The sequence below is a fragment of the Marinomonas sargassi genome, assembly GCF_025716875.1.
Classification (GTDB): Bacteria; Pseudomonadota; Gammaproteobacteria; order Pseudomonadales; family Marinomonadaceae; genus Marinomonas; species Marinomonas sargassi.
The window spans coordinates 1-22,607 of record NZ_JAOVZB010000001.1 but is presented as its reverse complement, the minus strand read 5'-3'; the positions used below and the strand labels follow the sequence as shown (position 1 = coordinate 22,607).

At 41.8% G+C, this 22,607-nt stretch carries 21 protein-coding genes and 1 pseudogene; 13 read left to right on the top strand and 9 right to left on the bottom strand.

Annotated elements, in window-relative coordinates; all coding sequences use genetic code 11:
* Positions 1–21: 21 nt before the first annotated feature.
* The gene (locus OFY17_RS00110; protein ID WP_263528658.1) at positions 22–282 is read right to left on the bottom strand and encodes a hypothetical protein; all 261 of its coding nucleotides are present in this window, start codon (positions 280–282) and stop codon (positions 22–24) included.
* Positions 283–705: 423 nt separating this feature from the next.
* Here OFY17_RS00110 and OFY17_RS00105 point away from each other — a divergent pair, with 423 nt between their 5' ends.
* From OFY17_RS00105 to OFY17_RS00095, 3 genes and pseudogenes are all read left to right on the top strand, one after another.
* Positions 706–2,418, top strand: coding sequence for an acetolactate synthase 3 large subunit (locus OFY17_RS00105; RefSeq protein WP_263528657.1), 1,713 nt, complete (start codon positions 706–708; stop codon positions 2,416–2,418).
* A 2-nt stretch (positions 2,419–2,420) separates the two neighbouring features.
* Positions 2,421–2,912 carry an acetolactate synthase small subunit gene (gene ilvN, locus OFY17_RS00100; RefSeq protein WP_263528656.1) on the top strand — a complete coding sequence of 164 codons (492 nt, stop codon included), beginning with the start codon at positions 2,421–2,423 and terminating at the stop codon, positions 2,910–2,912.
* A 547-nt stretch (positions 2,913–3,459) separates the two neighbouring features.
* Positions 3,460–5,769: pseudogene (locus OFY17_RS00095) on the top strand (AAA family ATPase).
* Positions 5,770–5,908: 139 nt separating this feature from the next.
* Here the strand turns inward: OFY17_RS00095 and OFY17_RS00090 are convergent.
* The 4 genes from OFY17_RS00090 to OFY17_RS00075 form a co-directional block, all read right to left on the bottom strand.
* On the bottom strand, positions 5,909–6,472 hold the full coding sequence (locus OFY17_RS00090) for a YbhB/YbcL family Raf kinase inhibitor-like protein (protein ID WP_263528655.1): 564 nt from the start codon (positions 6,470–6,472) through the stop codon (positions 5,909–5,911).
* Between the two features lie 379 nt (positions 6,473–6,851).
* Positions 6,852–7,370, bottom strand: coding sequence for a hypothetical protein (locus tag OFY17_RS00085; RefSeq protein ID WP_263528654.1), 519 nt, complete (start codon positions 7,368–7,370; stop codon positions 6,852–6,854).
* A gap of 202 nt (positions 7,371–7,572) precedes the next feature.
* On the bottom strand, positions 7,573–8,085 hold the full coding sequence (locus tag OFY17_RS00080) for a hypothetical protein (RefSeq protein WP_263528653.1): 513 nt from the start codon (positions 8,083–8,085) through the stop codon (positions 7,573–7,575).
* Positions 8,086–8,313: 228 nt separating this feature from the next.
* Positions 8,314–9,162: a hypothetical protein gene (locus tag OFY17_RS00075; protein WP_263528652.1), complete on the bottom strand. Its 849-nt coding sequence runs from the start codon at positions 9,160–9,162 to the stop codon at positions 8,314–8,316.
* Between the two features lie 177 nt (positions 9,163–9,339).
* Between OFY17_RS00075 and OFY17_RS00070 the strand changes: the two genes are divergently transcribed.
* The 3 genes from OFY17_RS00070 (at position 9,340) to OFY17_RS00060 (ending at position 10,953) form a co-directional block, all read left to right on the top strand.
* Positions 9,340–9,819 (top strand): GNAT family N-acetyltransferase, encoded by a 480-nt coding sequence (locus tag OFY17_RS00070; protein ID WP_263528651.1) that lies wholly within the window; start codon positions 9,340–9,342, stop codon positions 9,817–9,819.
* A 59-nt stretch (positions 9,820–9,878) separates the two neighbouring features.
* Positions 9,879–10,421, top strand: coding sequence for an AAA family ATPase (locus OFY17_RS00065; protein WP_263528650.1), 543 nt, complete (start codon positions 9,879–9,881; stop codon positions 10,419–10,421).
* 79 nt (positions 10,422–10,500) lie between these two features.
* On the top strand, positions 10,501–10,953 hold the full coding sequence (locus OFY17_RS00060; RefSeq protein WP_263528649.1) for an Lrp/AsnC family transcriptional regulator: 453 nt from the start codon (positions 10,501–10,503) through the stop codon (positions 10,951–10,953).
* A gap of 19 nt (positions 10,954–10,972) precedes the next feature.
* On the opposite strand, the gene OFY17_RS00055 is transcribed toward OFY17_RS00060, so the two are convergent.
* Entirely contained in the window at positions 10,973–11,845 is an 873-nt protein-coding gene (locus OFY17_RS00055; protein WP_263528648.1) for a DMT family transporter, read from the bottom strand.
* 278 nt (positions 11,846–12,123) lie between these two features.
* Between OFY17_RS00055 and OFY17_RS00050 the strand changes: the two genes are divergently transcribed.
* Complete coding sequence (locus OFY17_RS00050) at positions 12,124–12,990, top strand: tetratricopeptide repeat protein (protein ID WP_263528647.1); 867 nt, start codon at positions 12,124–12,126, stop codon at positions 12,988–12,990.
* 82 nt (positions 12,991–13,072) lie between these two features.
* Here the strand turns inward: OFY17_RS00050 and luxS are convergent, their stop codons facing one another.
* Both luxS and yjeH read right to left on the bottom strand, forming a co-directional pair.
* Complete coding sequence (gene luxS / locus OFY17_RS00045) at positions 13,073–13,585, bottom strand: S-ribosylhomocysteine lyase (protein WP_263528646.1); 513 nt, start codon at positions 13,583–13,585, stop codon at positions 13,073–13,075.
* 74 nt (positions 13,586–13,659) lie between these two features.
* Positions 13,660–14,922 (bottom strand): L-methionine/branched-chain amino acid transporter, encoded by a 1,263-nt coding sequence (gene yjeH / locus OFY17_RS00040; RefSeq protein WP_263528645.1) that lies wholly within the window; start codon positions 14,920–14,922, stop codon positions 13,660–13,662.
* A gap of 158 nt (positions 14,923–15,080) precedes the next feature.
* Here yjeH and OFY17_RS00035 point away from each other — a divergent pair, with 158 nt between their 5' ends.
* Complete coding sequence (locus OFY17_RS00035) at positions 15,081–15,509, top strand: Lrp/AsnC family transcriptional regulator (protein ID WP_263528644.1); 429 nt, start codon at positions 15,081–15,083, stop codon at positions 15,507–15,509.
* Between the two features lie 128 nt (positions 15,510–15,637).
* On the opposite strand, the gene argC is transcribed toward OFY17_RS00035, so the two are convergent.
* Positions 15,638–16,669 (bottom strand): N-acetyl-gamma-glutamyl-phosphate reductase, encoded by a 1,032-nt coding sequence (gene argC / locus OFY17_RS00030; protein WP_263528643.1) that lies wholly within the window; start codon positions 16,667–16,669, stop codon positions 15,638–15,640.
* A gap of 240 nt (positions 16,670–16,909) precedes the next feature.
* Between argC and OFY17_RS00025 the strand changes: the two genes are divergently transcribed.
* From OFY17_RS00025 to OFY17_RS00005, 5 genes are all read left to right on the top strand, one after another.
* On the top strand, positions 16,910–18,523 hold the full coding sequence (locus tag OFY17_RS00025) for a chloride channel protein (protein WP_263528642.1): 1,614 nt from the start codon (positions 16,910–16,912) through the stop codon (positions 18,521–18,523).
* Between the two features lie 67 nt (positions 18,524–18,590).
* Complete coding sequence (gene hemL, locus OFY17_RS00020) at positions 18,591–19,874, top strand: glutamate-1-semialdehyde 2,1-aminomutase (protein WP_263528641.1); 1,284 nt, start codon at positions 18,591–18,593, stop codon at positions 19,872–19,874.
* A gap of 33 nt (positions 19,875–19,907) precedes the next feature.
* A complete protein-coding gene (gene pssA / locus OFY17_RS00015; protein WP_407659330.1) occupies positions 19,908–20,678 on the top strand; it encodes a CDP-diacylglycerol--serine O-phosphatidyltransferase in 771 nt (256 codons plus the stop codon).
* Positions 20,679–20,769: 91 nt separating this feature from the next.
* Positions 20,770–21,762 carry a protein-methionine-sulfoxide reductase catalytic subunit MsrP gene (gene msrP / locus OFY17_RS00010; RefSeq protein WP_263528640.1) on the top strand — a complete coding sequence of 331 codons (993 nt, stop codon included), beginning with the start codon at positions 20,770–20,772 and terminating at the stop codon, positions 21,760–21,762.
* A gap of 1 nt (position 21,763) precedes the next feature.
* Positions 21,764–22,363 carry a protein-methionine-sulfoxide reductase heme-binding subunit MsrQ gene (locus tag OFY17_RS00005; RefSeq protein WP_263528639.1) on the top strand — a complete coding sequence of 200 codons (600 nt, stop codon included), beginning with the start codon at positions 21,764–21,766 and terminating at the stop codon, positions 22,361–22,363.
* Positions 22,364–22,607: the final 244 nt, after the last annotated feature.

Below are 22,607 nucleotides of genomic sequence, written 5' to 3'. Positions count from 1 at the left end.
TGGTCTAGCGTGGGATAGAAATTAGTAAAGCAGAGAGTCGCCTTTTACCACACTCATTAGTAATTTAATGAACATGCGATCCGCTTCTGTATGATTTTCTTGTATTTTTAACGTCGTTTGGCTGGAAACTTCTGCGGCAATACGTTCATAAGCGTCAGGCTCGTTGATGTATTCTTTGGCAATGCGAGTGAGTTCTCCTGACAATTCTGGGTCCATAAGCATTTTACGAAAGCAGCGTAAGAACTCATCAATAATACGTTGTTTGTTAAGTTCATTATCCATAGTACAGCTCCTCAGTAGATTATTTCGCTATAACACCATGAAGTGCTGATGAGGGCAAGTTTTTATATTGATTTTCCCTCTCACTGTTGACTTTTAAAGGGCTTGAAGGGAAAATTGCCGTCTATTTTATTCGACGCCACCCTGTCGATATCTCTGTTATTTGGGCCACTAGCCTATCTCGTCAGATCTGATCTGATAAACACAAGTATAAATGGCATAAATTGTCACCTTATACTTCTCCTCGCGAAAAGACGCGAGCAGCGTAAAAACTGCGATTTCTTGCGTTTTCGAGTGTCTTATTTATAAAGTCCTCTCACTAAATTAAGCAAATCGTTCTATCAACTTTAATCTGCATAGCGTATGCGGTTACAATAGCCGCACTTTGAACTTAGACAGATAAAAATACTTATAGAGGGTAACAAAGTGGAGCTTTTATCCGGTGGTGAAATGATCGCCCGATTCCTCAAAGATGAGGGAGTTGAATACATCTATGGTTATCCAGGTGGTGCCGCACTTCATATATACGATGCTCTGCATCGTCAAGATGATGTGAAGCATGTACTGGTTAGACATGAACAAGCAGCAACGCACATGGCGGATGGCTATGCGCGTGCAACAGGTAAAGCAGGGACAGTGCTAGTAACCTCAGGTCCAGGCGCGACCAATACTATTACCGGTATTGCGACAGCCTACATGGACTCTATTCCAATGGTTGTTATCTGTGGTCAGGTCATGAGTTACCTGATCGGCGAAGACGCATTCCAAGAAACCGACATGGTTGGTGTCTCTCGTCCTATCGTAAAACACAGTTTTACCGTGAAGCATCCTTCAGAAATCCCAATGATCATGAAGAAGGCATACTACATTGCTAGCACAGGCCGTCCGGGCCCTGTTGTTATCGACGTGCCAAAAGACATGACCATGCCGGGTGAAAAGTTTGAGTACAAATACCCAGAAACGGTTTCACTTCGTTCATACACGCCACCAACAAAAGGCCATAGCGGACAAATTAAGAAGGCTGTAGACCTTCTACTATCTGCAAAACGCCCAATTATTTACGCTGGTGGCGGTGTCATCATGGGTGGCGCTTCTGAGCAATTGGTTGAATTGGCGAAATCGCTTAATGTTCCTGTTACCAACACGCTAATGGGCTTAGGTGGTTTCCCGGGTACAGACGAACAGTTCGTCGGCATGCTAGGCATGCATGGTAGCTACGAAGCAAACATGACAATGCACAACAGTGACGTGATTGTTGCCGTTGGTGCGCGCTTTGATGACCGTGTTACCAACGACCCTGATCAATTCTGCCCAGGGGCAAAAATTGTTCATATCGATATCGACCCAGCAGCGATCTCTAAAACGATCCGTGCGGATGTGCCAATCGTTGGCCCAGTAACGCAAGTATTGACTGAAATGCTTTCATTGATCAAAGGCAAATCCCTGAATTCGGATGCCCTAGCGACATGGTGGAAGCAAATTAACGAATGGCGTGCAGTGCACGGCGGTCGTTACGATACCAGCAGTGAAAAAATCAAACCACAAGCAGCGATCCAAGCTTGTTGGAGAGCGACAAAAGGGGACGCTTTTGTAGCCTCTGATGTTGGTCAACACCAAATGTTCTCTGCGCAATACTACAAATTCGATAAGCCATACCGTTGGGTTAACTCTGGTGGCCTAGGCACAATGGGCTTCGGCCTTCCTGCTGCAATGGGCGTGAAGATGAACTTCCCAGAAGAAACGGTAGTTTGTGTAACAGGTGAAGGCAGTATTCAAATGAATATACAAGAGCTTTCTACTTGTTTGCAGTACGGTTTGCCAGTGAAAATTTTATGTTTGAATAACGGTTACCTAGGCATGGTTCGCCAATGGCAAGACATGAACTACGAAGGTCGTTACTCAAACTCTTACATGGATTCTTTGCCAGACTTCAAAGTACTGATGGACGCTTACCGTCATAAGTACGTTGAGATCAGAAGCAAAGATGAACTAGACAGTAAAATGGAAGAAGCGTTTGCCATGAAAGATCAATTGGTCTTCATCAACTGCTACGTGGACCCAGATGAACATGTATATCCAATGCAAGTACCTCGTGGCGCGATGCGTGACATGTTCTTGAGCAAGACGGAGCGAACCTAATTATGCGACACATTATTTCTATATTGATGGAAAACGAGCCGGGTGCTTTGTCGCGAGTTGTTGGTTTGTTTTCTCAGCGTAACTTTAACATTGAGTCTTTGAACGTAGCGGCAACGGACGATCCAAGCTTATCGCGCTTAACCCTAACGACTTACGGGTCAGAACAGGTGGTTGAGCAGGTGACAAAACAGCTTAACAAACTGATTGATGTGGTTAAGTTGGTTGACCTTACTGAAGGCCAACACATCGAACGCGAATTGATGCTGGTGAAAGTACGTGCGGCGGGTGAACAACGTGCGGAAATTAAGCGCACTGTTGATATCTTCCGTGGTCAGATCGTTGATATGACACCTTCTATCTACACCTTGCAAATGGTGGGTGAGTCCGACAAGTTGGATGGTTTCCTACAGGCACTAGGTGGTGCGCATATTCTTGAAGTTGTTCGTACGGGGATTTCGGGTATTGCGAGGGGCGAGAAGACGTTGTCTTTGTAACTCTTGTTTGTTTATTTAAAGGCCGCTCAGTTGAGCGGCTTTTTTTTGCTTAAAATTTGGCTTTTGGTTTTTTAGGGGGTAGGGTTTTAAGTTCCATTTTAAATTTGTGTAGGTGAAGCATTTTTCCGCCCTGCTGGGCGGGTAACTTTTGCCCAGATCCGCAAAAGTAACCAAAAGGTCTCTTTTAATCAGAATCTTAACGCCTCATTTTCTTATTTTATGTATTTATCTCCTACGCGGTCTTTTACGTAAGGTGTTTAGAATATCTTCTTTTAATTATTTGGTGTTTTAAACACGGTAACCCGACTATCGAGCTGTCGTGCAATCGGGATTGCATCGAATGTTTTTGTTTAGTGATATTCGCTTGGTGAAGTAAGTGGATGTATTTTGTACTGGTGGTGTTTTTTAAAGTACTTTAGTATCAATGAATAAGGGAGTTCACGGAATAAGTAATGCGCTGTGGACAAAAAGAATAGTATGCATGCCGTACTATCTAAAGATGTTATACGCCAATTGAACATTACGTGATTTTGAGAGCAGGGATGTTATGTCAATAAAAAGCATACAAAAACTTAAAAAGTTCGGTATCTATCAGAATCATACAAACACCAATGCTAAAGACTTTGGGAAGTACAATCTGTTTTATGGCTGGAACGGAAGTGGGAAGTCTACGCTTTCTGATGTTTTTCGGTGTATCGAAAACAAAAATAATTCAGAAAAATTCCCATCTTCTGAATTAACTGTGGCTATAGACGACGGCACATTGATTACACAAACGAGTATTGTCAATGCTGATCTGAATATCTACACCTTCAATCACGACTTCATTGAAGAAAACATTTCATGGAATAGTGTAGTCAAAAGTATCTTACTGGTAGACAAAGCGAAGATTGAGGAGCGCGAAAGACTCGAAAAACTGAAAATATTACAAAAGAAAGACTTAGAAGTGCATAGTAAAGAAGCGGAAGAAATAGTGAAGCTTAACAGCGCAGTATCAAAATTTGGTACTGATAGTGCAAGGCACATGAAGACAAGCCTTCAGTCGATTGATACAACAGATCGCTATTACTTAAATTATGATAAGCGCAAGTTTGAGGCATTTGTCGCCGAAAATATTGAAGCCATGAAGACGGATGGGCCACTTCTTAATGATAATAAAATTATTGAACTAACTAATGCGTCTAAACCAGACCATAAGAACCCCATTTCATTCAAACAACAGGCCATTAATTAGGAAATGTTCGCCAAAGCAAAGGAACGCCTTGATGATCTTTTAAAGGCCAGTGTCGTTAGTAAAACAATTAAACGACTTGTTGAACATGGTGATATAAAGTCTTGGGTTGAAACTGGTCTTGATCTTTATAAAAGTCATGATACAAGCGAGTGTGAATTTTGTGGTCATACTGTAACTGAGGAACGCATAAAACAACTCGAATCCCATTTCAATGACGATTATAAAGCTTTTCAAAACAGACTTATGAAGGCTGATGATTGGCTTACAGATCAATACATTCAAGTCCCTTTATTACCAGCGTCAAGTGACTTTTACGAAGAGTTTAAAAAGGAGTACAGCGAATCTTGTGCAGCCTTAGAGAGGGCAACTAAAGACCTTAACGAAGAAATATCAGTTTGGCACAAAACCCTGAAAGAGAAGACAGGAAACCCACTTGAAACAGGTCTTGCAGTCGACGTCATAAACGAATCTTCGATAAAGGCCTATAACGATGCTATGACAGCGATTGGCGCAACAGTTGACAAGCACAATCACAAATCGAGCAACTTCAAAGAAGAAACAGAAAAATCCAAGAAACAACTTGAACTTCACTATGCAACCACAGAAGTTAAGTCTTTCGGTTATCACAACAAGAAAAAGGAAGTTGTTGACCGGAGAGCAGAAAATGATGTGTTAAAAGCCACTATAACTAGCCGAAGCAGTGAAATTAGAAGCCTTGAAGATTCCTTATCAAATGAAGGCTTAGGGGCTGACAAATTTAATGAATCACTTCACAAGTTTCTTGGCCGCAATGAATTAACTCTTCGTTTTAATCCAGCTAAAAAAGGCTATGAAATATTGCGGAATGACTCCGTTCCGGTAGAAGGAAGCCTGAGCGAAGGTGAAAAAACGGCTATTGCGATTGTTTATTTTATAACTAAGTTGAAAGAAAACGATAACAAGATGGAAAATACTATCGTTGTTGTAGATGATCCTGTTTCAAGTTTTGATTCGAACCACTTATTTCATGCGTATTCGTTTCTTCGTAGTAACTGTGCCAAGGCAAAGCAGCTATTCGTATTTACGCATAACTTTACTTACTTCAAATTGATCCGTGATTGGTTCGAAGGTGTAAACCGTAATAGAAGAGGAAAGAACCCACCCAAAGATCCAAATGCGTTCTTTTATACAATTGAAGCCTCAACAGCGATTCCACGTCAATCAACGTTTAAAGACGCAGATTCTAGCTTGGTTAATTACAATTCAGAATACCATTATATATTTTCTAAGCTTCATGCATACAGAGACAACCCAGCTCTATCACGGGATGAAGCCTTTTTAACAGCGAATCTTGCAAGGAAACTGCTTGAATCATTTTTTAGCTTCAAGTTTCCAAAGCACCGAAGCGATATTGCACAGCTTATGAATTGTGGCTTGACTGGTTGCGAAATCACAGACGAATCTACCAAAGAAAAAATTTATCGATTTATAAACAAATATTCACATAGCGCTGTTATTGAAATCAATGAAGACTCGTCAGAAAACCTTCTAGGCGAAAGCCAAAATGTCATTGGTGATATTTTTACGTGGCTTCAGGAAGTTGATGAGATTCATTACAGCGAAATGCTCGAGGTTGTTGCATAATAAGAATAAGTCGGGTCAGAGTTAAATTAAAAAATAATTCGGGTAAGAGTAAAATTAAGACCATAGATAGCCTGCTATTTTTAGCAGGCTATCTATTTAGAAAAATCACATAAGCGTTCGATTCCAAACACGGTTGCCATTAATTCAGAAATTCTATTTTCGAAGAGCTGATGATTTTACCTTGCATGGCATCCGTCATAGTTTGCCAATCGACGGAGAGAGAATCTTGTGTGGGTAGGTTATCTAGCATTCCATTTAGGGCATAGATGGTGATTGTGTATTTATGCTGTGGCCCCGGTGGGGAGCAAGGGGGAGTATATCCTGTACGTCTGCCATCTTTATCTGAGCCTTCTGTGCCAATGGAAAGTGGGTTGCCGCGCTTAAGTTTGGTTGTCTCAACAGGAATATTCCACAGTAGCCAATATTGGCTTGGGGCGTCTCTGCCTTCAATCGTTCCTCGTGGGTAGTGATGCATGATCAGCGCTAAGCTTTTGCTGCCTGCTGGAGCTGTTGTCCAATTTAACGGTGGAGAGAGGCCGTCACCTTGGTCACGCTGGCATTTTAGGTCTGCTGGTAATGTATCACCACTTTCAAACGCAGGACTTGTTAGTTTAAAACTTGTATCTATGGTGAGGGTTTCAGCTGAAGCGGACTGAATACATAAGAAAAGTGCTGAAGCTGCAAGAACAGGAAGCTTTGTCATTTTGATCTCATTGGCCAATATGGCCTGTTAGGAGTGAGGGTATCAATTTTTGCTGTGTAGAGTCATTATCCCACTATTTATGTAAGACGCCTTCAATACCATGTAAATAAGGGTAAAGGTCTGATTCAGATAGGGGCATCGATGGATTTTATTCAGTCTATATGAATGAGAAGTTGCATATCTAACTTTCTGCTTAGCTAATCAGACTAACCAAAAAGCTAATTCGAAATAACTTAGGTGAGGATAGAATTAATATCTTATATAGCCCGCTATTTTAAGCGGGCTTTTTGTGATGTGTATTAATTTAGTAATCGGCTACTTTTAAAGCTCTTTTTTTAAGAATCAAAATTTTGCTTCAGATAGTCTTATGCCAATTTAATCAACAAGAAGCCAAAGCCAGTGAAGCTTTGCCTCTGTTATCAAAGGCGGCTTTTGATGCTGTTTGATCTTTTGCGGTTATTTCAATAGTGGCATTTTCTATCTCGGATCCAGAGACGCGAATGTTACCTAGCTCGCTTCTTTTTAATGTGTCGTCTACGTCGATAGTGAAGTGAACAGAGTCATTGGCTTTGAGAGTAGCAATTTTGACGGATAGCCCTGTTGCTCCATCATTTACTTTGTTGCCATTAGTTAACTGCATGTTTGAGTTACTGGCTTCAAAAGGCTGGAATACTTCAACTCCTGCACCTGTGGCGGTGGTGTCAAAAATGAGTTTGCCCGTGCTGTTGGATAAGTCGATATTCGCTGTGATATTTTGTATGTCACATTGGCTGGTGTTACTCAATACGAACCTATCTTTTGGTGCACTTTCAATAAAGCGGGCATCGAGATTAGCCTGTGCGAGGCTGCTTATGAGAAAAATCATAGGTGTTGTGCAAGTGATAAATAACGTTTTCATTGGATTACCTTCAAGTTAGCTTATATATACTGAAACGTGTGCTGTTGAGGAATAGATCATTTTTTGTTTTTAAGGCTGAAAGGGCATAGGAGGAAAGAAGTTCATTTTTGAGAGGTTGCAGGAGCTGATAATAGATAAAGCCGAGGGGAAGGGCGCTTCCTCTCGGCTTTATTAGTCTAGATTTTTGCTTTTTTATTTAAAGTTATTCGGGGATGGCGGCGCCAATGTTGGAGCAGTCGGCGATGAATTTTGCTTTAGGGTGCAATTCAAGCATGGCCTCTACTTTATGGAGTTGGTTGCGGTCGACGTCGATGACGATAACAGCCTCTCCTAAGTCAAGATGCTGGTTAAGCCTTTCCATTAAATAGCTATCAAATGAGCTGCCGGCAATTTTGACGATAATGGTTGCCATGGCAGCAATGATGATAAGTAAAAAAATGGGTAGCGAGGGCACGACGGCAAATAGGTGGTTTAATAGCGCCAGTGCCATAATACCGATCGCTAAGCCTCCTCCTACCTGATAAGCACGACTGCCAGAGGCAATAATGTTGGTTTTCTCCAATGTGTCACTGCCGTGAAGGTGGTGTGTTTTTATGCCTTTTTCGTCTCGACAAATCACAAAAAAATGGTGATCGTCTATTCCGTTTCTATGAACTTCGCCTGAAATCATTTCAGCATCATCAAGGTCTTGCGTTACGTAGTAAAGCCTTTTCATAGTTCACCTCTCTTACCGTCACCTTTGTGTCGTTTAGAGCCTTACACTTGATGATGGCTGTCTAATTATTATTATCGAACCATTTAATAAAAGTAGATAAAGTGGGAAGTTGCAAGGTTGGGGGCAATATCAGTGACGAAAATTGTAAGAAGAAATATGTGAGTAGTGAGTGAAAATTAGACGGGCCGTCCCTTGGCGTTGTAAGAGTGCTCTTTTGCGAGTTTTAAATTATTTATATTTTGTCACTATGAAATCGGCAAAACTGACTTGCTCTTCTTGGTCTCGCAGCATGTGTTTGCTTTTAAGTGAACGATATATTCCCCATTTTGGGCGTACGAAATGATCGCTTTTTGTACCGCGCCACATATCTATATTATCACTTTGGTATGAGAAAACTTCTTTTCCAGTTTCTAGCTCGGCGAGGCTGAAATTAAGCTTTCCTTGATTACCATAAGTGACCTTGCAATTGGCCTGCAGCCACTTATTGTGAACATCATTCCAAGGGTAGCTTGCTAAAAATGTGGTCTTTTTAACCGCAGCGTGGGATAAAAATAGGTTTTCTTGTCCTTTTTTTAATGCAGCAGACACGGTAAGAATGGGCGTGCCTATACCATCATCCACGGATTTAAGCTGGAATAAGTGAGTAAAGTTTTTAGATACCGACATGCCTTCACCCACTTTAAACTTCCATGAATAGCTTAATGTTTCACTCTCAAAGCCTTTTAAGTCGTCTTTGGAGCCAGAGTAAGCTTTAATCTCATTGCGTTGTCTGTCACTGAATTGGGTGAACTTGTTCCTGTCTTTGTCTTCGTGTTTGTGAATGGTAAAGACAAAGTGGTGGCCAACAATGTCATCTGTTCGTTCGAATATATGTTTAACGCCAGTGTGGTTTCCAGAATATAAATCAGGCGACTCGATAGGTTTTGGGCCAGCAAACTGCCTAATCAAATCGTAAGCTTCGAGGCCTTGATTGGGTCCGTCGGATTGCAATTTACTGACTACAGGTGCTGCAAATAGGTGGGTGGCAGAAAATACACAGATTAATAATATATTTGAAAGCCGAATAAATCGTGTCATGAGTATATCTAAACCTAATTTTTATTATGTTGCTCACCACGTTAGCACAGGTTATTTCTACAGAGCAGCTTTTATATTATCAGTGCTATAGAAAATATAAGTTAGAGTATGTTTTTATTTGAAGTTATTGTTAATAAAATAAGAAGTTATGCACATTTTTTATGAAGGATTATTAATATGCAATTTAGAAAAGCGATGCCAGATGATGCTGTTTTAATTGCAGAACTGGTGATTAAGCTTACAAATGAAATAAGTGAGGTTACCAAGGCAAAACAATTCAATATCGACCTTCAAGAGACAATAGACACATGTCGTGAGCTTTTAGTGAATGGACATTATCAGGCTATTTTGGCTTTTAGTGACAAACTAAATACTCATCAGCCTATTGCTATGGCGACTTTAGCAGAAACCTATGCCTTGTATGCTGGGGGTAAAGTGGGGATTATTCAGGAATTTTATACCCTGCCTGAATATAGGAGTTCTGGTGTGGGTTCCTTGTTAATGGAGCAAGTTAAGGAGCATGGCCGTTTATCTTCTTGGGCATGTATTGAGCTGTGCACACCACCTTTACCTGAGTTTGATCGAGCTCTGGCTTTCTATCAACGAAACCTATTCAACCCAGTTGGTGGGCGTAAAATGAGGTTGTCTTTGGTATAACTCTTTGTCAATTTCTTAGGTGTTGAAGGTCGTATTTACTTACAATTTAGAGGGAAGAGATGAAACGCATTAATGTTGTAGGCAGCAGTGGTAGTGGTAAATCAACTTTCAGCCGTCAGTTAGCAGAAGCGTTAGCTTGTCCTTATTTAGAAATGGATGCCATGTTTTGGAAGGCGAATTGGCAGGGGACGAGTGATGAGGAGTTCTATACCAAGCTTGAAAAAGCATTGAATCAAGAAACTTGGGTGTTGGATGGTAATTATAACCGTACTAGGACTATCAAGTGGGCGAAGGTGGATACGGTTATTTGGATAGATTACTCCTTGTTGCGAACAGTTTATCAGGCGATAAAACGAGCTTTATATCGCTCCATCACAAAACAAGAACTTTGGGAAAATACGGGTAATGTAGAAACCGTACGCAAATCTTTTTTTAGTAAAGACTCTATGATTTTATGGACGCTAACAAACTATCAAAAAATTCGATCGCGTTATTTGAATGTTTTCGCCGACCCTCAATATCAGCATATCAATTTTATTCGAATTAGTAGCCCAAAAATGGCGAAAGCCTATCTGAAAAATATCGCTGAAAGTAAGCCATAAAATACAAGAAGCCCTCTTAGAGGAGTAGAATAACGGGTCAGCTAAACGAGCTAGCCATAATGTCAAAAGGGAGTGTTACTTGGACAAGATTAATTTCAAATTACTCAAGGCGTTGCAGGAAAATGCACGACTGACTTTTGCTGAATTAGGTAAAAAAGTGCATTTATCCGCCCCTGCTGTGGCTGAGCGAGTACGAAAACTTGAGGAAATAGGTGTTATTACGGGCTATAGCGCTAAGGTGAATCTTGAAAAATTGGGTATCCCTATTACAGCGCTAGTAGAGTGCCAAGTATACCGGACTAAAGAAAGGGAATTTAAAGCCCTAGTGATGGGGCTAGATGAAGTGGTAGATTGTTATAACGTGACTGGCCCTTATGCTTTTGTTTTAAGGGTTGCCGTTCGTAATATGTCTCATCTAGATACATTGCTCGAACGCCTAATTGATTTGAGTGATACCAACACCATGATGATTATGTCGACGCCGGTACATCGCGAGATGCCGGCGGACATAGAAAAAATACAAGATGTTTAATAAGCCATAAGCCATTAGCTTAGAGGACTGGCTTAGTTGCTCTAGTTTGGCGTGGCCATTGGCTAATGATCATGCCAATGAAGATAAGTACACACCCCATCAATTCAAGAATAGAAAGCACTTCGTTCATGAGCCACCACCCGCCAATTGCGGCAAAGACAGCTTCGGTAGACAAAATCAATGCGGCAGCACTAGGCGATACATTCTTTTGTCCCAAGATCTGTAACGAAAAAGCAAGTGCTGACGAGGCAACGCCCGTATACAAAAGTGGTAGCCAACTGAGTTGAATACCGTGCCATGTGGGTTGCTCTGCAGAGAAGGCTAATATCCAAGACAGTAATGCGACAACAACAAACTGCACAATAGAGTAGCTAATAATAGGAACTTTTCGCGAGTAAAAGCCTATTAATAAAACGTGAACTGCCCAGAATATTGCTCCAATTAACTCTAGCCCGTCCCCCTTTTGAATGGTTAAGTTGGGGCCAATGGTAAGGAAATATAGCCCACCCAATGCGAGAAAAATGCCCAACCAAGTGTGACGCTCAATAGTATGTTTGAGAAATAGCCCGATAATAGGCACAAACAACATATACATGGCGGTGATAAAGCCTGCATTGGCTGTGCTTGTGTAAAGTAGGCCAATTTGTTGCAAGGTCGCCCCTGAAAAGAGAACTAAGCCTGTCATCATTCCAGCTTTTAACGTGAGGCCAAAGTCTGACTTTCTATGGCGCTCTAATAAATAAGCCAGCGGTAACATAGACAAAGCAGCTAGAGTGAAGCGAACAGCATTAAATGTATAGGGTCCGATCGACTCCATACCAACACTTTGAGCGACAAAAGCCAGCCCCCAAATGGCGGCAGTGAGCCATAAAAATAGATGTGAAATTGTCATAATAAACCTCAATAATTAACCTAAGATGAGTCTAGAGTTGTGCTCTTATGTAGGTGATTAGTTTATTTACTGGCAGTGGCTTTCAACAGGCTAAAGGCAAAGTGCTTGTATCTACTTGCTTTTGAATCGAAGGAAAAAATGCCTTTTGGCTTTGTTTTTCTAAATTGGTTGTTTTTGTTCGAGAAATATCATGTATTTGCTCGTTATTTTGAGTGTTCTATGAGACGTTTAAACTTTCATGCTTGGTACATCAGGTTAATGTAACGGAAGGCTAGATTATGATGGTATTGGATATTCGGTTGTTGGTTGGTGCGTTGTTGGTGTGCATGAGCTTTGGTGCCTTTGCTCAAGTGGATGAAGCAGAGGTTGAGAATATTGATGAGTTGAAAGCGCCATTGTATGAGCCCTTTATAGAGCGATATATTTTGGATGAGATAAAGTCCTTGCGCCAGGGGCAGCAGGCGATGAAAGCTGAAGTGGCTGAAAAGGTAGCAACGGCTAAGCTTGAGTCTTCTGATCGTGCATTACGCTATACTGCGGATACTACGAATAATATTTTTTACATCATTACTGCCGCTGCTTCTATGCTGGTTTTGCTGGGGTGGAAATCGTTACGAGACATTCGGGATAACGTTGAATCCATTACTGAAAAACGTGTGGAAACTTTGACGGAAGAATATGCAAAGCGTTTGAGCGTTATTGAAGAGGCCTTAAAAGAGCGCTCGGAGCAAATTGTCGCCGCACAGCAGGATATTTCGAACAGTACTATTATCCACTCCTTATGGATGCGGGCAGGCTTAGAGAAAACAGAGCAGGAAAAAATTAACATCTATGATCAGATTCTAGAGATCAACCCGAATGATGTGGAAGCTTTAACTTATAAAGCCGATACGCTTTTGGATATTGATCAGGACTCATGGGCTTTATCATTAACAAATCAAGCTATTGAGTGTGATAGTGAATACGCCATGGCCTATTGGCAAAAAGCCTGCGCTGAAGCCAAGCTAGAACTCTACAGTGAGGCGATTGGGGATATTCAGAAAGCCTTGGATCTTTCGAGAACCCTACAAGATGAGCTACTCACAGAGTCTTATTTTGAAAGCTTAAAAGAGAGAGACGATTTTAAGGCTTTAACGGCAGTCTAAAAACTAGGTTTAGCTAATGTCTAGAAAATAAAAAGGTGGCTAATAGCCACCTTTTTACTGTACAAAAAGAAGAAACAAACTATTAGCTGTGTTCTTTTAAGAACTCTTCGCTTAGGTAAAGCTCTTCGTTGCTGTTTACTTTCACATCACGAGATAAAATCATCTCAGCGATCTTTTTTGCTTCTTCTAGAGAATGCATTTCGTATGTACCACATTGGTACTCGTTCAACTCTGGAATATCGCCTTTAGCTTTTACTGCTAGCACGTCTGTCATGGCAGCTTTCCATGAATCAGCAACTTTCTCTTCGCTTGGCGTACCTATTAGGCTCATGTAGAAACCAGTGCGGCAACCCATAGGTGAAATGTCGATGATCTCAACACTGTCACTGTTTAGGTGATCACGCATGAAGCCTGCAAATAAGTGCTCCAATGTGTGAATACCTGTTTCAGAAAGGATTTCTTCATTTGGCACGCAAAAACGTAGGTCAAACACTGTGATCTCGTCACCTTTAGGTGTCGACATGGATTTGGCAATACGTACTGCAGGAGCATCCATACGAGTATGGTCTACACGGAAGCTGTCTAATAATGGCATTTACAATTCTCCTACTTAATCAATAAGGCGACTTCATCGGCGCATGCTGACACAGGGTCGATGAAGTGATGGCGTTATTGTACATTAAGTTGTTCTTTTGGGGCTCTTATTTGTTCATACGCTAAGGCTAAAACGAACATTAACCCAGCAAAGATCATACTTTCGCCAATAAAAAACACCATGAAGCCACAACTAACAAGAGCGATACTTGCTAAAACACGTGCCGTTTTATTCAAAAGCTTGGTTGCAGCGATACATGCCAAGGCATAAATGAGGAGAAAGCTACCATTAGTGGTTTCTATAAACCACTGCATTTCCCATCCAGATACTTCCGAGAAGGTGATCGAACATAAGGTAATAACACCCACTAATAGTACTGCTTGAGCCGGCACACCGTTATTGCTTAAACGTGCAAACCTTTTTGGTAATGCGCCTTGTTCGGCCATAGATTGCACCATTCGGGAAAAGCCCAATATATAGATAGCTACATTGGCAAAGGCAATAACATAAGCACCAATGGCAAACACTCGGCTATAGGTGCTGTTGGTTAGCTTTTCAACGAGTAAGGCAAGAGACTGGCTATTGGTGATTTCATCGCCATAGGTTTGGTGCCAAGCAATAAGTAGTACCAAGCTTAGGTAAGCTAAAATCACTAGAGTAATCCCGCCTAGCAATGCAATGGGGAAGTCTCGGGCAGGCCTTTTGAATTCAGCCCCCATATGAGCCATGACTTCTATGCCAAGAAAACACCAGAAAATCACACCTGTGGCATAGAGTGTTTGCTGCCAATTTTGTTGGGTGACAGGGGCTTCAATAACGGAGCGACTGGCATTAATATCACCAACAAAGCACAACCAGATAACGGTTATTATCATGGCAATGACGACACCTGTTTGGAAACGGGCTGAGGTTTGCATGCCAACAATGGCAAAGAGCAATATGCCAACCATGGTTAACATGCTGAGAAACAACATCCACTTCTCAGAAGCATTAAAAATAATCGCCAGATAAGCCGCAGCGACTTTAATAGCGACCGCAGGCCCCACCAGTAAAATACTGAGAAATAACCAGCCAACGGCTTTTTCGTAGCGAGAACCGAATGCTCTGCCAATATAATGGGAAGCTCCTCCTGCGGAAGGGTATTTGGCACCAAGGAATGCAAATACAAAAGCAATAGGAATAATCATGGCGGCGGTAATTAACCAAGCGTAAAAGGCAAATGACCCTGCTTGGGCGACAGACATGGCAGGCAGAATCATTAACCCTGTCCCTATGAAGGTGGTGACTGTCATGGCGATGCCCTGAATGGGACCAAGTGTTCTATGGTATTGAGACATAAGTGTTTTCTTAATTTGTTGATGTTAAAAGCTGTTATTTGTTACTGCTAAGGATAAAATGACACCATTAATAAGTCGCTATACAAGCTGACGCTATTTGGGCTCACTTTGTCGGAATGACAGTGAAATTGACGCTTTATTAGAAATGGAGAAGTAAAGTGGCCGATCAGTATGATCAAAAAATATTAGCTTTACTAATGAAAGATGCTCGTTTGTCGGTGTCGGACATCAGTCGACAGGTAAATTTATCTCGTTCGGCCGTGGCTGATCGAATAAAACGACTGGAAGAGAATGGCACAATTACGGGTTATCACGCCCATGTGGCAGCCCCAAAAAAAGAAGGTGTAGATGCCTACATCGCATTAACTTTTAGGCCTTTGTCTTGTGAGTTAGTGATGCCGCTTATTGAGTCGATTCCTGAGGTCACCTTGGCACATTCTATCAGCGGAGATCTGGACTTACTTTTGCTTGTGCAGTCACCTTCTATGCAACGTCTGAATGAAATTCGAGAAGAAATAGAAAATTGGCCAAACCTAGATAAAGTGATGACGCATATGTGCTTAACGAAAAGGGTCGATAGACTCTAAATTTCGATCACACCAATATAGTCGCTAGGCACAAAAAAAACGGGCAGTTTCTTGGAAGAAACTGCCCGTTTTTGATTCTATGGATAGATACGCTGAGTTTTATTTAGTTTGTGCTTAATGGCAAACCATTACGGCATCATACCCAGCGCGGTTAAACCAGTATTCTCAGGTAAGTCCAACATGATGTTCATATTTTGAATGGCTTGGCCTGACGCACCTTTCACCAAGTTATCGATTACAGACAAGACAACCACTTTGTCACCATCTTGTGGACGATAAACGGCAATACGGCAGAAGTTCGCGCCTTTGGTACTACGAGTTTCTGGTGTGCTACCAGCAGGCATAACATCAACAAAGAATTCGTCTTTATAGCGCTCTTCAAATAAAGTTTGCAGATCTACCGAAGTATCTACCAAGGTTGCGTACATGGTTGACTGGATACCACGAATCATAGGAACAAGGTGAGGGACAAAAGTTAATCCAACAGGGGATTCACTATACGCTTGAAGACCTTGTTTAATCTCTGGAAGATGACGGTGGCCTGCTACCCCATAGGATTTAAAGCTTTCGCTCGCTTCACATAATAAAGAGCCGATATTCGCACCACGGCCAGCACCGCTGACACCGGATTTAGCATCAGCAATAAGGTGTGCAGGATCGATAATGCCAGCTTCTAATAAAGGAATTAAACCTAACTGAGTGGCAGTTGGGTAACAGCCAGGGTTGGCGACCAGTTGCGCGCCTTTAATGGCTTCGCGGTTAATTTCTGGTAAGCCGTATACGGCTTTAGCCACATAATCTGGTGTTCTGTGTTCCATGCCGTACCACTTAGACCACTCAACTGTATCCTTGATACGGAAGTCAGCCCCTAAATCAACCACTTTAATGCCGCGATCAATAAGCTCTGGAACTTGGTCCATAGCTACACCATGAGGTGTCGCAAAAAATACTAGGTCGCATTTTGCTAACTCATCAACACTTGGAACAGTAAAGCGCAAGTCGTAATGACCGCGTAAGCTAGGGTAGATATCAGAGACAAGTTTGCCTTCCTCGCTTCGAGATGTGATAGCAACAACCTCTACTTGTGGGTGATTTGCGAGAAGTCTGAGTAATTCGGCTCCGGTGTATCCCGTGCCGCCAACGATACCTATTTTATACACTGCTTTTTCCTATTGTTTCATTTTAAAGGTGGCAATTACGATTTTGCCTTTACCTGATTGAAGAGTACTGTTTGAATAGTACGATGAATAGTGCATGAAATCGACTCGTGTTGAAAGTGAGGTAGAGCTCTGAAACAGCTAAATTTAAAGGAAAAGTGGTTAAGCAAATCGAAATCCTATGATGATCTGTCGAAACTGGCCTTATTGGGTGCTTTATGTGGCTTGTTCAGCGGCGTATTAATGGTGCTGTTTTATGCAGCTATTTATCTTCCTTCTCGTTACTTTCTTTCTGCTGATGTGGATGGTTTTGAGTCCTTACCTGTAGAGTGGCGTGTCGGTCTCACTTTTTTTGCTTGTGTTGTTTTAGCCCTCATTTTTATCTTCTTACCTAAGCGCTTCCATAAGGTAGGTGTTCCCTATGTGGTGGAAAGGTTGAACTATCACAAAGGTAACTTACCCGTCGGTAATGGAGTGGTGCAGTTTTTCACAGCCGCAATTGGTTTAATGGGGGGCTTATCTATTGGTAAAGAAGGCCCCGCTGTTCATTTAGGAGCTACGCTTGGCGGCTATATTGCAGGCAAAGCGAAATTGCCTCAGTTTGGCGTCGAAACACTATTAGCTTGTGGCGTGGCTGGTGCAATATCGGCTGTATTCCAAACGCCTTTGGCTGGTGTGCTGTTTGCTTTTGAAGTTATCTTTCTTGAATATCGCCAACGCTATGTTTTACCTGTTCTTTTATCGGCTGTTGTAGCAACACTGGTTAGCCATTACTTCATTGGCCCTTTAGATATTTTCAGTATTGGTAGTATTACAACCCTTACACTGTCCGTTGATTTGTTTGTAGCTTGCTCTGTGCTGGTGGTTTTAATTTCACTGTTGGCCGCTTTGTTCTTCCATACACAAAAAGCAACTTGGCGTATTAATAGTCTGCCATTTTGGTCGCGATTTCTTATGGTTGCGATTGTCAGTGTATTTTTTGCGATTTACATGCCAGCTGTTTTAGGCAGCGGTTATACCTCTTTAAGTCACGCATTATCAGGTGATGCACTGCTCTACTCTCTATTGCTCCTTGTTGTTATAAAAACCTTATTAACGGCATTTACTGTAGGTCTTGGTGTGCCGGGGGGAATGATAGGGCCAACTTTTATCATTGGTGGCTTAGCGGGAGCTCAAGTGGCTTATTTGTTTGACGTTCCAGTCAGTGAAATTGCTCTGTTTGCTTTACTGGGAATGGCCGCAATGATGGCGGCAAGTTTTCAGGCGCCATTAACTGCTTTAGTGGCTATCATAGAAATGACACATTCTTCTGCTGTCATTGTTCCAGCTTTGTTTGTGATTGTATTAGTATGCTTGGTAATGAGAGTTGTCTTTCATCAGGAGTCTATTTTTGTTGAACGTTTACAGTACATAGGTATGGCTTCAACGGTTAGTCCATTACAGAGATATCTAAGACAACACACAGTAAAACCTGTGGCTGAAGATGTTTTGGTTCTGCCAATGTTATCGTCATTGGAGCTAGTGAAAGATTTGGCCTCGAGTGTGGTAGACTACGTCGCTTTCGAAAAGGATGGCGACTGGCATTTAGTTAAACGTATTCTCGTTCTGGAAGCGTTAGACACTATGAACGAGGGGCCGCAAGCATGGATGGCGACAGAAAATGGCAAGTTATTTATGGACTTGTCTCTTGCTGTAGAGTCTATTAAAGCTCCAGTAATAGAGGAACCATCGTCACTTGATGAAATGATGACTTGGTTCCAGAAAACCGCTAATCGATATGCTTTGGTGTCTTTTTCGCCATCCTTTAGGTTGGTTTCGCGCCAACGCTTAGATCAGTTTTTGTTAGAAGAGGATTGATTTTTCTCGCTGTAAAAATCATAACTCAGATAGAAAGTTACATTCTTTATTATAGGATTTTTAGAATATGAGTCGCTCAGAAGATTTATATGCAAGAGCTCAACACCGCATTCCTGGTGGCGTGAATTCACCAGTTCGAGCGTTTAATGGTGTGGGCGGTACCCCAGTGTTTTTTCAAAGTGGGGAAGGGGCTTATGTTTATGATGAAGATAAAAAACGTTATATCGATTATGTTGGCTCATGGGGGCCGATGATTTTAGGGCACTCACACCCTGATGTGCTCGATGCAGTAAGAAAGCAGCTAGACTATGGTTTGAGCTTTGGGGCACCAACAGAAATTGAAATTACCATGGCTGAAAAAGTCTGTGAAATAGTGCCTTCAATGGACATGGTACGCATGGTGAATTCAGGTACTGAAGCGACTATGAGTGCGATTCGCCTAGCTCGTGGTTACACTGGCCGAGACAAAATTGTAAAGTTCGAAGGTTGTTACCATGGCCACTCGGATTCATTATTAGTGAAAGCTGGCTCGGGCGCTTTAACATTAGGTGTGCCTAATTCTCCGGGTGTGCCTGCTGACCTTGCCCAACATACAATCACCTTACAGTTTAACGATATTGAAGAAGTGAAGCGTTGCTTTGCTGAGATAGGAGAGCAAATCGCTTGTATCATAGTTGAGCCAGTAGCAGGAAACATGAATTGTATTTTGCCAGTAGAAGGCTTTTTACAAGCATTGCGTGAAGAATGTGATAATTCTGGAGCAGTGTTAATTTTTGATGAGGTGATGACGGGCTTTCGTGTTGCCCTTGGTGGTGCTCAGGAGGAATTTAATGTTGTTCCTGATTTGACAACATTAGGTAAAGTGATCGGTGCTGGTATGCCAGTTGGCGCTTTTGGTGGTAAACGAGAAATTATGGAGTTTATTGCGCCACTAGGACCTGTTTATCAGGCGGGTACTTTATCTGGTAATCCTGTTGCTATGGTGGCAGGGTTAGCTGTGCTGAATAAAATTAGTGAGCAAGGATTTCATGATGCGCTTGGCGAGAAAGCTAAATACCTAGTAGATGGTTTGAAGCATGCTGCCGACGAGGCTGGTGTACCATTTAGTGTAGTGAACGTCGGAGGCATGTTTGGCTTCTTCTTCACTGAAGCGGATTCGGTCACTAGTTTTGCAGAAGTTCAAAAGTGCAGTTTAGAGAAGTTTCAGGCATTTTTTCATTACATGCTTGAAGAGGGGGTGTATCTTGCACCTTCAGCATTTGAGGCTGGTTTTATTTCTCAGGCGCATACGAAAGAAGATATTGATTATACCATTGCAGCAGCGAAGCGTTCTTTCGCTAAATTGGCATAATAAGATTGTTTATATAAAGGTTAGATAGATTTAATGTCGATAGATGAATTGAAAAAAGTATTAGTGGAAGATACGGAAGATATGCATATCAAAGGGGATAAAAAGCAGCCAAGAAAAGGTGTGTTTTTGCTACCGAACCTATTTACCACTGCAGCTTTGTTTTCGGGGTTCTACTCGATCATAGCCGCAATGAATGGGGACTTTTCTGGGGCAGCTGTGGCAATCTTCATCTCGATGGTATTTGATGCTCTTGATGGCCGTGTGGCTAGACTGACTCATACGCAAAGTGCTTTCGGTGCTGAATATGACTCTCTGTCTGATATGGTGTCTTTTGGTATTGCTCCAGCATTAATTGTATTTACTTGGGCGTTAGAGCCATTAGAGAAAATCGGTTGGATTACCGCTTTTGTTTATGCCGTTGGTGCTGCTCTACGATTGGCTCGATTCAATACCATGATAGGTGTTGAAGAAAAACGTTATTTTACAGGCTTACCTAGCCCTGCTGCTGCGGCTATTGTGGCGGGTGTGATTTGGGCTGCAAGCGAGCATGGAATGTCAGGAGAAAGTCTTTCTATTGTGATGGCTTTCTTGTTACCTATTGCTGGTTTATTAATGGTTAGTAATGTTAAGTACCGTAGCTTTAAAGACTTAAACTTAAAAGGGCGTGTTCCTTTTATGGTACTGCTCTTGTCGGTTTTGATCTTTGTTCTAATCGCTTTAGAACCTTCATTGGTTTTGATGGTGCTATTTTGTATCTATGGTCTTTGGGGGCCGGCTGCGATTTTTATTAAGGGTCTACGTTAATCTTTCTGTTCAAATACTAGCAATTTGAAGTTTTTTTGAACTTGCTAAGAGGTGCCCTGTCTATAACTCTACTTTAGAGAAGGGGTGCCTTATGCTTATCCGCAATAAAAAATCATCAGATATTTCAGAATTTGAAGTGACGGATGAATCTGTTTACTTAAATCGTCGCCAATTTATGAAAGTGACAGGCGGTGCTGTCTTAGGAGCTGGAACGATTGGTAATGTTTCTGCTGCGCTGCAATCTGGTAATACCCTTTCTCCCCCACCTTCGTTAGCCCCTGCGTTAAAAAACATTATAGAAACGCCTTATGGTTTGGATGAGAAAGTCTCACCATTTGATGTGGCTAGTTCTTATAACAACTTTTACGAATTTGGATACGGCAAAAGTGATCCAAAAGAAAGGGCATCGTCACTGCAAACAACACCTTGGACTATTACTGTAGAAGGTGAAGCAGAAAAAACAGGTGTTTTTAACTTAGAAGACATTATCAAAGACTCGATGCTGGAAGAGCGTATTTATCGCTTACGCTGTGTTGAAGCATGGTCAATGGTCATTCCTTGGGTTGGTGTGTCATTGGGTGAGGTACTGAAACGATTTCAACCGACATCTAAAGCTAAGTATGTTTATTTTGAAACCTTGTATGACCCAAAACAAATGCCGGGGCAGAATGGCGGAAATATCAAGTGGCCGTATCGAGAAGGCTTGCGAATTGATGAAGCTATGAATCCACTCGCTCTACTGGCTGTAGGTATGTATGGAAGTGTGTTGCCAAATCAGAATGGTGCGCCTGTTCGTCTAGTCTTGCCATGGAAATATGGTTTTAAAAGTATCAAGTCGATTGTGAAAATTCGCTTTGTAGAAACCATGCCAGAAACAACATGGAGTGCATTAGCCCCAAGTGAATATGGCTTTTATGCCAATGTAAATCCGAATGTGGACCACCCCCGTTGGACTCAGAGTCAAGAGCGACGTTTACCAAGTGGTGTGCTCTTCCCGAACGTAGTCAAAACTCAGATGTTTAATGGTTATGAGGAAGAGGTGGGTTCTATGTACAGTGGCATGGATTTAACTAGGTTTTACTAGCGTGAGAGGTTTTTGGGATAGAGAAGAAAAGCCCTATGTCATCGCGTTGTTGCTGACACCCATTTTATGGATGATCTATGCATTATTCAGTGGGCGATACTTTCCTGATCCTGGGAAAGTCTTAATGATAGATAGCGGTGTTTGGGCGTGTGTCTTCATCGTTGCTGTACTCTGTATGTCGCCAGCAACGAAATATCTTCGCCTACGTTTCCTTTCGCGCTATCGACGTATCGTAGGCTTGTTGGCATTTTCATATGCATTATTCCATTTGCTTGTGTACTTGGTGTTGTTTGCTGGGCTGAGTGTAGAATGGATTGTCTCTGATCTGTTGGAAAAGCCTTATATCTACGCTGGTGTATCTTCTTTGCTCATTCTCATTGCTTTAGCTATAACAAGTACTAAAAAAATGATGAAGCGACTTGGTAAGAATTGGAAAAAACTGCATCAGTGTGTCTATATAGCAGCGGCCTGTGTGGTTGCTCATTTGTGGTGGCAGGTAAGGAGTGATATTACGATTGCTCTTGCTGTTTCTGCTTTTATTGTCCCCTTATTGTTGTTACGAATTTGGCAATCTCCCACCTTTCAAAAATATTTCAAATAAAGCGTTAAAAGTTCTTGCATTGTTTCTGTAGATCCTTAATATACGCCCTCGCTGACACGGGCAGTGCTTCTACTTAGTTATTTAGTAACTAGGTGATTCAAGTAGCTGCAAGTGGTATAGCAACGCTCTTTAAAATAGATAATCAGATAATTTGTGTGGGCGCTCGCTGGAGACTTTCAAAAAAATTGAAGTCTTACACGAGAGTCAAACACGTCAATTCGCTTTATTAAGTAAGTTGGTGTTT

What these genes read in the sequence shown, in the direction of transcription:
- OFY17_RS00110 (WP_263528658.1), bottom strand. Translation starts at nt 282, where the DNA reads ATGGATAATGAACTTAACAAACAACGTATTATTGATGAGTTCTTACGC.
- ilvN (WP_263528656.1), top strand. Translation starts at nt 2,421, where the DNA reads ATGCGACACATTATTTCTATATTGATGGAAAACGAGCCGGGTGCTTTG.
- OFY17_RS00090 (WP_263528655.1), bottom strand. Translation starts at nt 6,472, where the DNA reads ATGACAAAGCTTCCTGTTCTTGCAGCTTCAGCACTTTTCTTATGTATT.
- OFY17_RS00085 (WP_263528654.1), bottom strand. Translation starts at nt 7,370, where the DNA reads ATGAAAACGTTATTTATCACTTGCACAACACCTATGATTTTTCTCATA.
- OFY17_RS00080 (WP_263528653.1), bottom strand. Translation starts at nt 8,085, where the DNA reads ATGAAAAGGCTTTACTACGTAACGCAAGACCTTGATGATGCTGAAATG.
- OFY17_RS00075 (WP_263528652.1), bottom strand. Translation starts at nt 9,162, where the DNA reads ATGACACGATTTATTCGGCTTTCAAATATATTATTAATCTGTGTATTT.
- OFY17_RS00070 (WP_263528651.1), top strand. Translation starts at nt 9,340, where the DNA reads ATGCAATTTAGAAAAGCGATGCCAGATGATGCTGTTTTAATTGCAGAA.
- OFY17_RS00065 (WP_263528650.1), top strand. Translation starts at nt 9,879, where the DNA reads ATGAAACGCATTAATGTTGTAGGCAGCAGTGGTAGTGGTAAATCAACT.
- OFY17_RS00055 (WP_263528648.1), bottom strand. Translation starts at nt 11,845, where the DNA reads ATGACAATTTCACATCTATTTTTATGGCTCACTGCCGCCATTTGGGGG.
- OFY17_RS00050 (WP_263528647.1), top strand. Translation starts at nt 12,124, where the DNA reads ATGATGGTATTGGATATTCGGTTGTTGGTTGGTGCGTTGTTGGTGTGC.
- luxS (WP_263528646.1), bottom strand. Translation starts at nt 13,585, where the DNA reads ATGCCATTATTAGACAGCTTCCGTGTAGACCATACTCGTATGGATGCT.
- yjeH (WP_263528645.1), bottom strand. Translation starts at nt 14,922, where the DNA reads ATGTCTCAATACCATAGAACACTTGGTCCCATTCAGGGCATCGCCATG.
- OFY17_RS00025 (WP_263528642.1), top strand. Translation starts at nt 16,910, where the DNA reads ATGGTGCTGTTTTATGCAGCTATTTATCTTCCTTCTCGTTACTTTCTT.
- hemL (WP_263528641.1), top strand. Translation starts at nt 18,591, where the DNA reads ATGAGTCGCTCAGAAGATTTATATGCAAGAGCTCAACACCGCATTCCT.
- pssA (WP_407659330.1), top strand. Translation starts at nt 19,908, where the DNA reads ATGTCGATAGATGAATTGAAAAAAGTATTAGTGGAAGATACGGAAGAT.
- msrP (WP_263528640.1), top strand. Translation starts at nt 20,770, where the DNA reads ATGCTTATCCGCAATAAAAAATCATCAGATATTTCAGAATTTGAAGTG.